The sequence below is a fragment of the Variovorax rhizosphaerae genome, assembly GCF_037889975.1.
Taxonomy (GTDB): Bacteria; Pseudomonadota; Gammaproteobacteria; order Burkholderiales; family Burkholderiaceae_C; genus Variovorax; species Variovorax rhizosphaerae.
Map to the genome: position 1 here is coordinate 59812 of NZ_JBBKZT010000011.1, position 15898 is coordinate 75709.

Here is a 15898-nt window from a genome sequence, read left to right on the forward strand (position 1 = left end):
GACCATGATGCGCGTTGCACTCATCGGCTGCGGTGCGATCGGCACCTCGATGCTTGAACTGCTGAAGGGCGACAAGACCCTCGCGGTCGTGGCCATCGTCGTGCCGGACTTCGGCTTGGCGGCTGCGCGCAAGGCCGTCGCAAGCCTGGCGCCCGGCGTCGAGATCGTGACGAGCGTGCCGCAGGCCGGCATCGACCTGGTGGTCGAAGCTGCTGGCCATGCCGCCATCGAGGAGCATGTGCTGCCGGCCCTGAAGCGCGGCACGCCGTGCATCGTGGCATCGGTCGGTGCGCTGTCGGCGGCGGGACTGGCGGAACAACTTGAACAGGCCGCGAGCGAAGGCCACACGCAGGTGCAGTTGATCGCCGGCGCGATCGGCGCCATCGATGCTCTGGCCGCGGCCCGTGCCGGTGGCCTCGACGCTGTGCGCTACACCGGCCGCAAGCCGCCGCATGCCTGGAGCGGCACGCCGGCCGAACAAGGCCGCGACCTCGGCGCGCTGACGCTGGAAACGATCATCTTCGAGGGCAGCGCCCGCGAGGCCGCATCGCTCTATCCGAAGAACGCGAACGTGGCCGCGACCGTGTCGCTCGCTGGCCTGGGCCTGGACCTCACCCGCGTGCGCCTGATCGCCGACCCGGCCGTCACCGAGAACGTGCACGTGGTCGAGGCCGAAGGCGCCTTCGGCAGCTTCGAACTGACCATGCGCAACAAGGCGCTGGCCGCCAACCCCAAGACCTCCGCACTCACCGTCTACAGCGCGGTGCGCGCGATGCGCAATCGTGTCGCCCACATGGCGATCTGAATCCACCGGGACAACCACGATGTTTTCTTCCGAACTCCTTCCCGTCAACATCGCAGGCGAATGGCGCCTCGGTGGGGGCGATGCCTACGAGAGCCTCTACCCGGCCACGGCCGAACCGATCGCACGCCTGAATGCCGTGAGCCTGGCCGACGTCAATGAAGCCATCGAGCGCGCGCACCACGCCTTCCTCACGAGCGGCTGGGCGCAGAAGCTGCCGCACGAGCGCGCCGCGGTGCTGCATCGCGTGGCCTACCTCATCCGCGAGAACAGCGAGACGCTGGCGCAGAAGCAGCGCCTGGACAACGGCAAGCCGATCAACGAAACGCGCGCCCTGGTGGCGAGTGCGGCCGGCACCTTCCAGTTCTTCGCAGCGGCGCTGGAAACGCTGGAAGAAAGCATCACACCTTCGCGTGGCCCTTTCGTCACGATGAGCGTGCATGAACCCATGGGCGTGGTCGCGGCAATCACGCCCTGGAACTCGCCCATTGCTAGCGAAGCTCAGAAGCTCGCGCCCGCGCTGGCGGCCGGCAATGCGGTCGTCGTCAAGCCGGCCGAAGTCACGCCCCTGATGGCGCTGGAACTCGCACGCATCTGCGAAGAAGCCGGTGTGCCCAAGGGCATCGTCAGCGTGTTGCCGGGCAAGGGCTCGGTCATCGGCGATGCGATCACCAAGCATCCGCTGGTCAAGCGCGTGTCCTTCACCGGCGGCACGACGACCGGCAAGCACATCGCGCATATCGCGGCCGACAAGATGATGCCGGTCTCGCTGGAACTCGGCGGCAAGTCGGCGACCATGGTCCTCGAAGACGCGGACCTCGACCATGCGGTGAGCGGCGTGCTCTACGGCATCTTCAGTTCTTCGGGCGAATCGTGCATCGCGGGCTCGCGCCTTTTCGTGGCGCGCTCGATCTACGACGAGTTCGTCACGCGGCTGGCCGAAGGCGCGAACGCACTGCGCGTCGGCGATCCGGCATCCGAGCAAACCCAGATGGGCCCGCTGATCACGGCCAAGCATCGCGAAAGCATCGAGCGCTATGTGTCGCTGGGGGTGTCCGAAGGCGCACACATCCGCACCGGCGGCGTGCGCCCGCATGGCAATGGTTTCGACAAGGGCTACTTCTACACGCCGACCATCCTGGAAGGCCTGACCAACAGCGCCCGCACCACGCAGGAAGAGATCTTCGGCCCGGTGCTGGTGGCAATGCCCTTCGACAACGAAGAGGAGCTCATCGCGCAGGCCAACGACAGCATCTACGCACTGGCCGCCGGCGTGTGGAGCCGCGACTTCAAGCGCGCCTGGCGCATCGGCCGCGCGGTGCAGGCCGGCACGGTCTGGGTCAATACCTACAAGCAGTTCTCGGTGTCCACGCCTTTCGGCGGCTGGCGCGACAGCGGCCTCGGCCGCGAGAAGGGCCGCGAAGGGATCTTCCAGTACATGGAGCAGAAGAGCATGTACTGGGGCACGAACGAGCAGCCCATGCCGTGGGCCGGCGTCACGCATCGCGCATGGAGCAACTGATATGAGCGTCCTTGGAATCGACCAGATCACTTACGTGTCGGACGACCTGCCGACGTGCAGGACCTTCTTCGCCGACTGGGGCCTGACCCTGAAGTCCGAAGCCGCCGACGTGCTGAACTTCGAATGCCTCAACGGCTGCCGTGTCGTCGTCGCGGCGTTGGACAAACCCGGCCTGCCGCCTGCGATGGAAGAGGGCCCGACCTTGCGCGAAGTCGTGTGGGGCGTGGAAAGCAACACCGACCTCGACCGCTACGCCGCCGCCATCGCGAAGGCGCCGGGCTTCTTTGATGCCACCGTCGAAGGCGCACGCCGCATCGGCTGCATCGACCCGAACGGCCTCGCGGTTCGCCTGCAAGTCTCGCGCAAGCACGCCATCGAAATCGACTGCGGCGCGATGAACACCTGGAACGACAAGGCCCGCATCAACCAGCCCGCCCCGATCTACGAACGCGCCACGCCCATCGAAGTCGGCCACGTCGTGTTCTTCGTGACGGACGTGCTGGCGACCAGCGCCTTCTACCGCGACAACTTCGGCTTCGTGTCCTCGGACAGCTACCCCAACCGCGGCGCCTTCATGCGCTGCGCACCGGACGGCGGCCACCACGACCTGTTCCTGCTGCAACTGCCTTCGGGCAAGCGCGGCCTGAACCATGTGGCCTTCACCGTGCGCGACATCCACGAGGTGTTCGGCGGTGGCCTGCACTTCTCCCGCCGCGGCTGGGAAACGCAACTGGGCCCCGGTCGCCATCCGGTGTCGTCGGCCTACTTCTGGTACTTCAAGAACCCGGCCGGCGGCCTCATCGAGTACTACGCCGATGAAGACCAGCTCACGGCCGAGTGGCAGCCGCGCGAGTTCGAACCCGGCCCCACGGTCTTCGCCGAATGGGCGGTCGATGGCGGCCTCGATGGCAACACGCGCCGCCAGAAGAACGTCGAAGGCCCGCAGGGCAAGTTCCTGACGGAAAAGAAATGAAGCAAGCGACCATGAACCGCCGCATCGCTACTGCCGCCCTGATCGCGTTCGCCGCCGTGGGCACGGCCCACGCGCAGGCGAGCGACGCGCAGAAGCAGCTGGCGTCCGACCGCTTCACCATCGTCTCGCCCTTCCCGCCAGGCGGCCCGGTCGACACGCTGGCCCGCATCCTGTCCGATGGCCTCGCCAAGCGCTACGGCCAGGCGGCCATCGTGGACAACGTGGCGGGCGCGGCCGGCAACATCGGCATCGAGAAAGTCAAGCGCGCCAAGGCCGATGGCCACACGCTGCTCGTGGTGCCGGCTGGCAACCTCACGATCAACCCGACCTTGATGCCGAACTTCCCGTTCAACATCGAGAAGGACTTCGCGCCCGTCACCATGCTGGCCAAGGCACCCAACGTGCTGGTGGCTGCGCCCAACGCAGGCATCAAGAGCGCGAAGGAACTGGTCGCGATGGCCAAGGCCAAGCCGGGCACGCTGTCCTATGCCTCGCCGGGCGTCGGCAGCGGCCTGCACCTCGCGGGCGAGCTGTTCAAGCAGCAAGCCGGCGTCGACCTGCTGCACGTTCCCTACAAGGGCACGGCGCCCGCCATCAACGACGTGCTCGGCGGCAGCGTGCCGCTGATGTTCAGCAACCTGCCCGCCACGCTGCCTTTCATCCGCAGCGGCAAGCTGGTCGCACTCGGCATCACCGAAGCCAAGCGCAGCCCCGTTGCACCCGAAATCCCGACGCTCGCAGAGCAGGGCATCCAGGGCGTGAACGTGACCTCGTGGTACGGCCTGCTGGCGCCCGCCGGCACGCCGCCCGCCCTGGTCGAACAACTCGCCAAGGACGCCGCCGCGATCCTGGCCCAAGCCGACGTCGCCGAACGCCTCAAGGCGCAAGGCATGACCGAGGCCACGATGAAGCCCGCCGAATTCGCCACCGCCATGCGCGACGAGACCGCAGTGTGGGCGCGAATCATCAAGGCCCGGAACATCGTCGCCGAATAAACACAAGAGACAAACCCCACCACCTCACTCGATGGAGCGAACCATGACCGACCGTTATCTCGATCCCCACCAGGCGCGCACGCGCACCCCCACCACCTACGAAGACCTGCTCGGCGACGCGATCGAACGCGCCTTTGCCGCAGGCGTCCACGACCTGCCCGGCCTGGTCGAGCGACTCAACGACAGCGGCCTGGCCAGCCCCAGCGGCAAGGCCTGGACCGAGGCCATCTACCGTGAAGAAATCGCCGTGCTCGGCGCCTGAGGAGACAACAACCATGACCACCATCCAGATCACCCCGGTCGACCAGCTGCTCGAGATCGGCCTGAAGGACCTCTGGTACCCGATCTGCCCGTCGAGCTTCATCAAGGAGTCGCCGGTTTCGCTGCGCCGCCTCGGCCGCAAGTTCGCCTTCTGGCGCGACCACAGCGGCAAGCTGCATGCGCTGGAGGACCGCTGCCCGCACCGCGGTGCGCCGCTGTCGCAAGGCGTGATCCTTGGCGATCGTCTCTCCTGCCCGTACCACGGCGTCGAAGTGCGCTGTGACGGCGTCGTCACTCGCGTGCCCGGCAGCCCCGGTTGCAAGCTCGAAGGCGCCCAGGCCACGCGCTTCTTCCACGTGGAAGAAAAGGCCGGCGCCGTCTGGCTCTACAACTCCAAGGAATCGGTCGACACGCCGCCGCCGCTGGTGCTGCCCGAGCAGCTCACCGACGATGCCGAATACTCCAGCTTCCTCTGCTACGCCGAATGGAAGGGCGACTACCGCTACGTGCTCGACAACGTGATGGACCCGATGCACGGCACCTTCCTGCACAAGCAGTCGCACTCGATGGCCGAGGGCGATTCGACCGCCAAGTTCGGCATCCGCGCGACCGACACCGGCTTCGTGTTCGAGAAGGAAGGCCAGCGCAACGTCAACTTCGACTGGACCGAATGGGCCGACACAGGCATGCACTGGATGCGCCTGGAGATCCCCTATCCGAAGACCGGCGGCCCCGGCGGCAACTTCATCATCGTCGGCAGCTACACGCCGATCTCGCCGACGCTTTCCTGCGCCTTCCACTGGCGCGTGCGCAAGCTGCCGGTCGGCTGGCAGCGCGACACCTGGCGCTTCCTCTACAAGAACCGCCTGGAGGCTCGCCACTGGCATGTGTTGGAGCAGGACCGTGTGCTGATCGAGAACATGGAGCCCGATGCGAACCAGCACGAGCAGCTCTACCAGCACGACCTGGGCGTGGTGCGCCTGCGCCGCCACCTGCGCGGCCTGGCCACGCAACAGTTGCAAGCCACGGAGCCGGCCCTGGCCACGGCCTGAGGCCCACGTCACCGCTTCCGCGAACCACTTCCTTCGAGGTCTTCCGCCATGTCTTCTCCCACGCTGAACGCCCTGGTGCACACGATGCGCTACGAGGCAGACGGCATCGTCAGCGTCGAGTTCCGCCCGGCTTCGTCGGAAGTGGATTTCCCCGCCTTCGAGGCCGGGTCGCACATCGACCTGCACCTGCCCAACGGACTGGTGCGCAGCTACTCGCTGTGCAATCCGTCGACCGACCGCCAGCGCTATGTCGTCGGCGTGCTGAACGACCGCAAGAGCCGCGGCGGCTCGCGCTATGTTCACCAGCAACTGCGCGTGGGCATGACGCTGCCGATCTCGGTGCCGCGCAACAACTTCAAGCTGCAGGAGGAGGCGGGCCGCTCGGTGCTCGTGTCCGGCGGCATCGGCGTGACGCCGATCTGGTGCATGCTGCAACGCCTGGTCGCAATCGGCCGGCCGGTGGAACTCATCTACTGCGCGCGGGCCCGCAAGGAAGCCGCGTTCTGCGAGGCGATCGCCGCGCTGGCGGCCGAGAAGTCGGTCAAGCTGACCTGGCATTTCGACGAGGAAAAGGGCGCGCCGCCCGACCTCGCGGCGCTGCTGGCCGACAAGGGCGCGGACAGCCACTACTACTGCTGCGGCCCCACGCCGATGCTCGACAACTTCGAGAAGACGTGTGAAAAGCTCGGCTATGCCAACGCCCACATCGAGCGCTTCGCGGCCGTGCATGTGGAGACGCCGAGCGCCACGCAGAGCTACGTGGTCGAGTGTGCGAAGAGCAAGAAGAACGTCGAAGTGCCACCGGGCAAGTCGATCCTCGACAGCCTCATCGACGCCGGCCTCAACCCCGACCACAGCTGCAAGGAAGGCGTGTGCGGGGCCTGCGAGACCAAGGTGCTGTCGGGCGAGGTGGACCACCACGACGGCATCCTCACCAAGGCCGAACGCGCGGCCAACAAGACCATGATGATTTGCGTATCGCGATGCCAGCGTGGCCCTCTGGTGCTTGACATCTAAGCCCGCGCCACTTCGCAGGCACTGAACAGCAACGGCGCCAGCCAGGCACTGGCCGGCGCCACCACATCACCGAACCACGCGTCGACCGGCGGCGAGACCGGCCTGCGCGTCGTCTTCTAGCATCCCAAGGAGCACAGCCATGCAGGCCAGGACATTCCGCTGGTACGGCGTCATCACGCTGTTCATCATCGTCGCCATTTCCTACATCGACCGTATCAACATCGCGGTGCTGATCACCGACCCGGGCTTCCTCGCGCACATCGGCATCGAGAAGTCGGACCGCGTGAGCCAGGGCCTGCTGGCGACCGCCTTCATGGTCGGCTACGGCGTGTCGGCCTTCGTGCTGACGCCGTTCTGCGCGGCGCTGTTCGGCGTGCGCAAGAGCCTGGTGTACGGACTCATCCTCTGGGGCGTCGTCACCTTCATGACGCCGTGGTTCGATGGCTACGGGATGGTGCTGGCTTCGCGCATCCTGCTGGGCGTGTCCGAAGGCCCGCTGTTCTCGCTCGCCTCCTCGTACATCAAGGCCCACTACGAGAGCCGCGAGAACGGCAAGCCCAATTCCTTCGTGAACATGGGCACCGGCCTGGGCCTGGCGGTGGGCTATCCGTTCATCGGCTACCTGCTCGCGAGCTACCACTGGGAGACGTCGTTTTACGTGCTCGGCCTGATCAACATCGCGGTCGGCATTCCGCTGGTGCTGGCCTTCGTGCACATGCCGGCCAGCTACGCGGCGATGAAGAAGCCCGAGTCGATCGGAGCGGCCTTCACCCAGGTCGGCGACATCGTGAAGGGCGCGCTGCACACCCGCTACCTGGTCCTCATCACCCTCCTGACGGCGGCGGCGCTGGCCTATCTCTGGGGCAGCAGCAACTGGCTGCCGACCTACCTGAAGGAGGCGCGCGGCTTCTCGCTCAAGGAGATGGGCTGGCTGGCCTCGCTGCCGCAATATGCGACCGTGCTCGCGGTGCTGCTCGGCGGCGTGGTCATCGACAAGATCGAGCGCCGCCACGTGCCCTTCATCTTCATGGCGGCGAGTGCCGGCGTGGCGCTGTCCGTGCTGCTGGCGATCAACGTGCACGACCCCTACACCGCCGCCTACGCCCTGATCGCGGCCAACTTCTGCTGGGGCCTCATGAGTCCGGCCATTCCCAGCACGGTGCAGTACTGTTCGCGGCCGGAGCACGTGGCCAGCGCCTTCGGTGTGGTGAACGGCACGGGCAGCCTGGTGGCCGGGTTCATGCCGGCGCTCATGGGCGGCGTGATCAGCGCGATGTCGACCGGCGCAGGGGCGACGGCGGGGTCCGGGTTCTTCGCCGGCTTCGCCTTGCTGATCGGCACGCAGCTCGTGGTGTTCGCCTGCGGCTTCGTGTTATGGCTCGGGGAGCGCCGTGTGGAGACGCCGGGCGTGAGTGCCAGGCCAGCCTGACGGATTCGTCCGGTGTCCCGTTGGGATGACCAGCGCCCAGAAGGCGCTTGGCAATCTCGATGCAAGGCGATCGACATAGACGCGACTTGGCCCATGCAGGGAATCCCCGAGATTCTCCATCCCGACAACGCCGCCGAACTCAAAAGCAAGGCGCTGAGAGCGGGCTGTCCGCAGTGGCACGCTGAGTACCGTGTACCTCAGCCCCGTCCAGGCTGAAGACTTCCATCACGCAATGGGACGTGACCAGCACGCCTGGCAAGGACGCGCTCAATTGATCGCCAACGAAAGTGGTGGCGGCTCAACGAAATAACCGCAGCGGCTGACCACCGGCCGTATGGCGCGCGTCGAATCCTTTCCTGGCAGGCTAGTTGAAGGCCAGGCTCGTCCAGTCGCCGGAAGAAATGAATCCAGCCCAGAAAAACGGATGGCCGGTTTCCTTCTTGCTTAGCATTCGCAACTGCGCCTTGCGTAGCGCATCCGCACGGCCACTGCCCTGTTTCAGGGAATCGTAGTAGTCGGACATCAGTTGCTGAGTCGCGTCATCAGCGATGGGCCAGAGTGTCATCAGGAGCGTTTCGGCGCCTGCTACGACAAAGGCGCGGCGCATGCCAAACACGCCCTCGCCGTTCTTGACCGTCCCGACACCCGTCTCGCAGGCCGAAAGCACGACGAGCCGGGTGCCGAGCAAATCGACGCTGCTCGCTTCGAGCGCCGTCAAAACGCCATCGTCGGTCTCGGTTCCTCCCGTGTTGACGTTCGCAAAGACAAGGCCGGACCGAAGCATCGGTTCTTCTCGCCGATCCTGGGCGTCGGGCGTGGCCCCCTGATCGGGAAGAAAAAATCCGTGCGTTGCGACGTGCAAGATCCGCGGTCCGTGAATCTGCTTGACCACGGTCTCAGTCGCTGCGGTACCGGTGAGCACCCTTGCTTCGGGGAGCAGTTGCTTGATTGCGGCCGCCTCCAAGGCCGTGCCAGGGAGCGCCTCGAATCGCTTGTCTGAAAAGTCTCGTGACCGCGTACCGCGTACGCCCTCTTGCACCGCAACTGCCAACTGAACAGGTTTGGCGTCAAACGCAGGATCTGCAACGATGAGATCCTTGTCGCGCCGCGGCGCATCGCTACGCGCCCGCAACAAATCCCGCCCGCTCGACAAATAACTGATGGCAAACCGTTCGACCAGATAGCGGTCCTGCTCGTCGACGAGCGCACCAAGCGGAACCAGATTCAAGAGGCCTTCGGGCGCCACCAGGAGCAATGGCGTGGCTCCGATGACCGACCGAACTGGCCGCATGAGGAGTTCGTCAAGTTCGCGAGCCTTTGCACGCGCACCATTGATCTTGTTGGGCCGCGCCAGGGCATTTCGCAATTCGACGATTCGTTCGTCAATGCGCTGGGCCTCTCCAAAGTCAATACGAACTGGTGGCCCCTTGCGCGAGATGACATACACGCCGTAGTGAGTCGGACCCACGCGCAGAGCATCGATCTGAGGCTGCGTGGCCGGCTGATCCACGCGCGCCGCCGTGTTTGCACCCGCCGCAGCAGGGCGTCCAGATTGACCGGTCCCCAACGCCATGGGCGCTCGAGGGTCAACCGGTACATACGTGAACATCTCGAGAAGGACGGCTCCTTCGGGGATCCGTTGCTGAACGCTTTTGAGCCACGCGCCAGCCGAGGGCCGCACGTTGCCTGAACGGCCTGGAGTGACTTCGGGGGTGGGAGTGCGAGGGGTCGGCGCAGGGGTAGCCTCGCTGGCACGCATGCGAATCTGCAGTTCCAAGGATTGCTCGCGAGCGTCGAGGCGGGCAATCTCTTTGCTGTCATGGGACTGCGATCGCTGACGCATGATTGCGCTGCGCTCGTCCAGCATCTCTTGGCTTTCTACGCGGAACTTCTTGTCATCCTCGCGCCGAACGCGTTCAGCCGCCCGTCGTTTCTCTCGCGCATCTGCCCCAATGGAGAGCAGAGAATGAGCAATCCCGCCGACAGAACTTGCAGCGGCCCCGGCTGGACCCAAATAAGTCAGAAAGCCGGATACGGAATTGAACTTGTCCAATGCGGGAAGCAATGCGTCGGTAACGTCAAGTCCGCTGGGTGGTGCTGCTGGACCTTGTGGGAGAGCCTGGTTTTGGATCTGAGTCATCGATTGGGTTTGCCGATCGAGCAACGCACCCTTGCGTTGAAACACCATCTCTATTGCGAGCGAATTCGAATCAGCGGATTCACCCAATGACCCCTCAAGTGAGAGAAGTACACTGCTTTCGAGGAGTCGGTCATCATTGCGCGCCATGAATGCGCGGTCGCTGATGAATTTTTCATCCGACCCCTCCAATTGATCGCGCAGTTCCAAGGCGGTACGAAAATGTGACAGCGCGCCCTGCCTGTCATTCTGGGCCCATTTCGCAATTCCAATGTTTGATTCGACACGGGACAGCTGTTCTCCGAGATCGTATGCGGCTGCACCTATTGGCATTGCCTTACCAACGTCGGACTGTGTTCGATCACGAGGAACGACCTTCAGAGCGGCCAAGTCGTTGGGATGGGCATTTGCGATCAGGGCTGCGCGGGCCAAAGTGTACGCTTCTTCGGCGCCATGCACGTTACCCTTTGCATGCAGCGCTATTCCCTCGTTGTTTTTCTCGATTACCGAATGGTGGTTGGATTCAAGTTCCAAAGGATAGACGAAAAGCGGCTTCGATTTTCCAGGGTCTGAATCTGCGGCAGTTGACTGGACATTTCGTGCCAACCGGATATCCCGCAAAATAGGGCTCTCCACGGTCTTCGCCTCTTGGTGCGTTGCTTCGGGTTGAGCGCCGGGCGCGGCGCAACCCAATAGCACGAACATTGCCCCGATCGTCCCGAAGGCGGCCACCCATTTGAAGGATGCTTGCATGATTCAGGACCTCCACAGCGTTGGCAGAAATTCGAGAATGCTTTGGACTTGTCGCATTGCCCGTCCCTCACATCAAAAAATCCGAGCAGCCATCGGGCTTGCGCTTGCATACCGGCGCGATTCCTTCAACTGCTTGGCAGCCACTCGGACTGGCGCCATGAGCGGCCTGAGACAGCACAGGCCCAAGACGTTCGTTGCTCCAGCACTGACTCCCGTTTTTGGCCGGCCCATCGTCCTCCGTTCCGAACAATGGAGCATCCTTTCAATGAGGTAGCGTGAAATTGGTTCTTCCGCACTTGATGGGATGGGCCGATGCCAGCGGCATGATCGAAGTCCAACTTCGACGACGGGGCGATGGTCATTCCAGGTCTGACCAGTCCACGCCGACTGGCTCTTGCGTCACCCGAATGTCACGGTGGTCGCCAGAAACCAGGCCGGAGCCTTTTCGGATGCCGAAGGTCATGATCAACCCCCGCCTGCGAGGCGGCCGACGATGACACGATCAGCATCACGCTGGGGGCGGACAAGGGCCATGGAGCCGAGGAGTTCGTCAATGCATGCGAGGACATGGGCGTGGTCTCTTCCGAGACCGCTACGACTTGGCTCGATAGGCCGGTTCATCCTTAGAACGGATGAGAAACGCGATGCTGCCCGATAGACATCCGGTCGAACTTCGACGACCCTCGACTCCGCCATTCCCACTGTCATGGATAAGCGTGAGAAGGTGGCACGGCATCGAGGGGTTCTTTCATCACTGATTGACTGCTTTTTTGCTGGATCGACTCTTGAGCGAATCGGATTTGTGAAATTGACAACAAATTCCAGTGGCCAGATACAACCGGCAACGCAACGCATCCGAAATTGATCAACGTGGCGGGGGATTCGAATGAATAAACAGCGGCTTGTTGCCTTCCTCTTTGTTCTTCCATGCATGTTGCTGGCGGCGTGCCAGTCAATTCCCAATCTGTCCTCGTGGGACCGATCTACCCGAGACCTCGGCACCGCAGTGGCGCAGGGATTTGACGCCGCGGCCTCGGTCAACGCCGACATTGGGAACCGGTTGAAGAACGTCGATGACAAGGATCTTGCAGCCTACGGTGAGCGATATTCCAGTGCCGCGCGCGACCTGACCAAGTCCTCGCAAACATACGAACAGGTCTTCGGCGCCATGGCTGACTATTCAGCTTCCCTCGCGGCCATTGCGGCTGCATCGGCCAACAGCAGCAATACCGTCGACGCAGTCTCCGGGACGCTGAACCAACTTGTTTCTGTTGTTGGCGCGACGCCCCTGGCGGGTGCGGGATTTGAACTGGTAAAACTTTTCGCCAGCGAGGCGATCAAGGTCAAGGCTGCGAGCGACTTCTCGAGCGCGGTGCGGGCGGCCGATCCGGTCGTGGAAGCGGTGTGCACGTTGCTCAAGAATGATCTAGCCAGCTTGCGGAAGACCCTGGAGTTCAAGGATGAAACAATCATTGCCACCTATTCCTTGCCGTACGACGACCGACTTGAATATAGAACCGCGCTGATGAAGCGTCGCGCGGCTCTTCAAAAGACGATTCGCAACGCAGCGACAAACGAGTCACTCAGCTCTGTTCCAGAAACGTCTGAAATTCAAAAAGTAGACTTGCTGCTCCGCGACATCGACAGCTGGTACGTACCGTTTCGACAAGAGGTCGATCAAAAGCTTGCGGCTCGTGCCAAGTCTGAGGAGCTGATCGTCCAGACGATCAGGGCAGTAGATGCCTGGCGCGCGTCGCATGCGTCGCTTGCGGCTGCTGCGCAAGCCAAGCGGCTTCCCGAAGCCGCTTATCTGGCCACGTTGGCAATACGCATCCGCGAATTGGGAACAGATATTCGAAAGGGGAAATAAGCATGGCTACGCAACAAGAAACCAAGCTTTGGGCTGATCGCCTTGGCGAGCTATTGCAGCGAGGGGCAGCCGCCAGCGCAGCCCAGGATGGAGGTCGTATTGCGTCGGTTCAACGCGATCTGCGTCGCTTCAAAGAGGAAAGCCCTGACTTTGTGGACTCATTGGACCGACAGGCGACGCTCGCGATCTTCGATTTGGATCTTCAAGCCACCGAAGATGCTGTTTCGGCCATTCGAGAGCGCGCCGAGGAGGTGCGTCGATTGACCAAGCTGATTTCCGGCGTTGCCGAAGAAGCGAAAGCAAACGCTCGTGGGTTGAGAGGTGAGGCCGCGATCAAGGCCATCGAAGGCGCCACGGGTGCCATTGCGTCCTTCAGGCAACTGCGCGACGAGCTCAACATGGACGATGTGTCTGAACGAAGCGTTGCTGACCAGGTCGACCAGGTGCTTTCGGCTGTGCAGGGGCTGCGCAATCTGCTGGAACGCCACTAGTCTTACTGTGCTATGGCAACTGTCAATCTGGCACTGCCGTTGCGACAAAACCCGTTCCGGGACCTCGGCCACGGCATGACATCCGGCTGACTTCCCCCACACTGACCATGCCACCCAAGCCGGCCGACGATCTTCCTTCGCGCCGGAGCAAACACCATGAGGCGCAAGCATCGGCGACATAGATCGAGCAGGTCGGCGCCGGCCGAAACGGCGGGGCCTTCGACGACGGATTCCTCGATCCGAAAGAGAATCTTTCTCGTCCATCGATCGAATCCGTGCGTCGCTCCGACACACCGCCGTGGGCGACCGCATCAACGCACCATCAACTCGGCGACGAAGGGTCGGTTGTCCCCGGTGAAGCGCCGCAGAGGCGTTCCACGCTGGCTGTACAACTCGGCTCCACCCGCGAGAACGCGCAGCGCATCGAGATTCCAGTTGTCACCGGCGATGCCTCCGCCGAACGTGGTCGTCAGGGTCACGCTCTTCAGCTCCGCAGGCCGCACGCGGCGCGACAGGGCGATCGGGACCGTTTCGGTGTGATGGTCGATCCAGCGCGCGAGGTGGTTGATGTTGGGCGCCACCTGCACGCTGCCGTCGGCATAGCCGATGGTCGCGTGCACGTTGTCATTACCGCCGCGCAGGTCGTCGCCCCCGGTGCGAATCTCGAGCAGCAACTCGTCCACGACACCGTCCACCGTCGTCGGCGTGGCAGGCAATGTCGGTGGCACGACCGGCCTGTACTTGCGATCGACAAAGTACGTCATCCAGCGGCACGACGGATTCTCGAGGTAGTAGTAGCACTTGTCGGCCAGCGACGGCGCCAGCGTCATGACCTTGTTGGGAAAGTTGGGGTCGTAGATGAAGATGCGCAGATCCTCCGCGTTGTTGCCCAGGTCGCCAAGGTAGCGGCCCTGGCTGACGCCTATCGCGAGCACCTGATGGTGGGGTCCGGCGCCCCCGTTGCCCGCCTTGAAGAGCCCGAGCGGGGTGGGATGGCCGAGCGACAGCGCCGTGCGCAGTTCCTGCAACCGGCCGCCCGCGTAGCCTTGCAAACCCCAGCGGAAGAATTCGTCGCTGCGCCAGCCGAACGGATTGAAGAACAGCTCGCCCCATTTGTCGAGGTTGTCGACGATCGAGCGGCCCTGGCGGGAGAAGATGAAGTTGAACAGTGGCGTGCCGACAGCCGGACGGTAGTCTTGCGGCGGTATCTGGACGCGCGCGTTGTAGTAGTCCAGCGCGGCGTAGGCCATGCCCCCGCACAAGCCGCTGAAGCGGACGTTCTGGATCGGCTCGACCTCGAAGGTGTTCGTGAATCGGAAGCCGTGAATCTCCGGGCTGAAGCCGGAGGCCGAACCCTGCACCGCCACCTCCTCGAACACTTCGTTCGTGCCGACCGAGGTTGCCGTGAGGCCGACACCCGCGCCGCCCCCGCCCACAGCGCTGAGATAGCGACCGTTGGCATGGCGCAGGGCCACGCGTCGCGGGCCCTGCGGAACCCGGCGCCACGACTCGGCGGTGCCGATTTCGTCCGCCCGGGCAACCAGCAAGCCGCTCGTCGCGAGACCGATGTAATTGCCGTTGCACGCCTGCAAGGCCACCGATCCGCCTTCATGATCCACGACGAGAAATATCTCCCATGGCCCGACGGCCGGTCGATTGGCCACCAACGCTGCCGCGCCGGCGTTTTCGGCGCACAGGTAGTGCCCGCTCTGGGTTCGGAATGCAATGACTTTCTGCATGATGGTTCCTTTCGATGGAGGTCAGTACGAACAGAGGTGCATCGGGCACGTGCCGATGCGGTCGGAAACAGGATTGACCGCCCGGTGTGAGGCAGCCCATCTCCTGCACGGAAAGCGCGCGTCTGATCAGGACGGTAAGAACTGCCAAACGCGCACCACTCAATGGCAGCGAGGTGCGGCAGCGTGAAGCCGATCACCGCACCTCACTGCCGAATCACCACGAAGCTGGCCATGTGGCAGTCGCCGGCGGCAGCGTCGCATTGCCTGCCACGATCCCCTGCTCCCAATTCAACACAGCACTTCGTCGATGACGCGAAGCTGATTCAGTGCAGGGGCACCCGTGCTGGCGGTGCGTATCAGCACCGCCTCGATCCAGTACGCGTTGCGCGTGAAATCGAGCCTGAAGTTGCAGCCAGCGGATACCGACTGCACCTGCGGACCGGTGCTGGGCGTGTAAGCGTTGCTGTTGAGGCTGAGCAGAAGCCGCGACGCGGTTGACGCCATGGATTGCTCGAACAGGTACAGCACGATCTGGGCGTTGGCACCGTTGTCGACGAAGTTGGCGGCCAGACGGATCGGCCCGGCAAATCCCCCGCGGTCGAACACGTCGACCACGTTGTAGCGAACGCGGACCGGCTGCTGCGGCGCAACTGCCGGCGACAAAGAGAGCGTGGGTCCGTTGAGCACGGCGCGCACACCTGGCGACGCACCGGCAAAGACGAATGCATCGTCGTCGATGACGCCAGCCGAACCCACAGAGGTCCAGGGTCCGGCTTGGGCTATCGGCACCGCCAGCACCATCGCGCCGAGGAGGGCCATGCGGCAAACGCCGCGCACCGTCGGGGTTGCGGTCGTCG

Annotated in this window: 13 protein-coding genes; 10 read left to right on the top strand and 3 right to left on the bottom strand. The window is 63.8% G+C overall.

The genetic code is table 11. The features are described 5' to 3' along the window. Positions 1-4 precede the first annotated feature (4 nt). The 8 genes from WKW82_RS23040 to WKW82_RS23075 all read left to right on the top strand — a co-directional run bounded on the left by WKW82_RS23040 (position 5) and on the right by WKW82_RS23075 (position 8051). Positions 5-805 carry an aspartate dehydrogenase gene (locus WKW82_RS23040; RefSeq protein ID WP_340344677.1) on the top strand — a complete coding sequence of 267 codons (801 nt, stop codon included), beginning with the start codon at positions 5-7 and terminating at the stop codon, positions 803-805. 19 nt (positions 806-824) lie between these two features. Further along, positions 825-2324 (top strand): aldehyde dehydrogenase, encoded by a 1500-nt coding sequence (locus WKW82_RS23045; RefSeq protein WP_340344678.1) that lies wholly within the window; start codon positions 825-827, stop codon positions 2322-2324. 1 nt (position 2325) lies between these two features. Then, entirely contained in the window at positions 2326-3297 is a 972-nt protein-coding gene (locus WKW82_RS23050) for a VOC family protein (RefSeq protein ID WP_340344679.1), read from the top strand. Beyond that, entirely contained in the window at positions 3294-4292 is a 999-nt protein-coding gene (locus WKW82_RS23055; protein WP_340344680.1) for a Bug family tripartite tricarboxylate transporter substrate binding protein, read from the top strand. Before WKW82_RS23050 ends, WKW82_RS23055 begins: the two co-directional genes overlap by 4 nt. 43 nt (positions 4293-4335) lie before the next feature. Next, positions 4336-4554 carry a recombinase-like helix-turn-helix domain-containing protein gene (locus WKW82_RS23060; RefSeq protein WP_340337984.1) on the top strand — a complete coding sequence of 73 codons (219 nt, stop codon included), beginning with the start codon at positions 4336-4338 and terminating at the stop codon, positions 4552-4554. 13 nt (positions 4555-4567) lie between these two features. Beyond that, on the top strand, positions 4568-5605 hold the full coding sequence (locus tag WKW82_RS23065) for a Rieske 2Fe-2S domain-containing protein (protein WP_340344681.1): 1038 nt from the start codon (positions 4568-4570) through the stop codon (positions 5603-5605). A 48-nt stretch (positions 5606-5653) separates the two neighbouring features. After that, positions 5654-6622 (top strand): PDR/VanB family oxidoreductase, encoded by a 969-nt coding sequence (locus WKW82_RS23070; RefSeq protein WP_340344682.1) that lies wholly within the window; start codon positions 5654-5656, stop codon positions 6620-6622. Between the two features lie 139 nt (positions 6623-6761). Next, on the top strand, positions 6762-8051 hold the full coding sequence (locus tag WKW82_RS23075) for an MFS transporter (RefSeq protein WP_340344683.1): 1290 nt from the start codon (positions 6762-6764) through the stop codon (positions 8049-8051). Positions 8052-8415: 364 nt separating this feature from the next. Here WKW82_RS23075 and WKW82_RS23080 read toward each other — a convergent pair whose 3' ends face one another. Further along, positions 8416-10941, bottom strand: a complete 2526-nt coding sequence (locus WKW82_RS23080; protein ID WP_340344684.1) for a CHAT domain-containing protein — start codon at positions 10939-10941, stop codon at positions 8416-8418. Between the two features lie 886 nt (positions 10942-11827). Here WKW82_RS23080 and WKW82_RS23085 point away from each other — a divergent pair. After that, a complete protein-coding gene (locus tag WKW82_RS23085; RefSeq protein WP_340344685.1) occupies positions 11828-12811 on the top strand; it encodes a hypothetical protein in 984 nt (327 codons plus the stop codon). A gap of 2 nt (positions 12812-12813) precedes the next feature. Beyond that, complete coding sequence (locus WKW82_RS23090) at positions 12814-13302, top strand: hypothetical protein (protein ID WP_340344686.1); 489 nt, start codon at positions 12814-12816, stop codon at positions 13300-13302. Between the two features lie 311 nt (positions 13303-13613). Here WKW82_RS23090 and WKW82_RS23095 read toward each other — a convergent pair whose 3' ends face one another. Then, complete coding sequence (locus tag WKW82_RS23095) at positions 13614-15041, bottom strand: fascin domain-containing protein (RefSeq protein WP_340344687.1); 1428 nt, start codon at positions 15039-15041, stop codon at positions 13614-13616. A gap of 288 nt (positions 15042-15329) precedes the next feature. Next, positions 15330-15860, bottom strand: coding sequence for a hypothetical protein (locus WKW82_RS23100; RefSeq protein WP_340344688.1), 531 nt, complete (start codon positions 15858-15860; stop codon positions 15330-15332). Between the last annotated feature and the right edge of the window lie 38 nt (positions 15861-15898).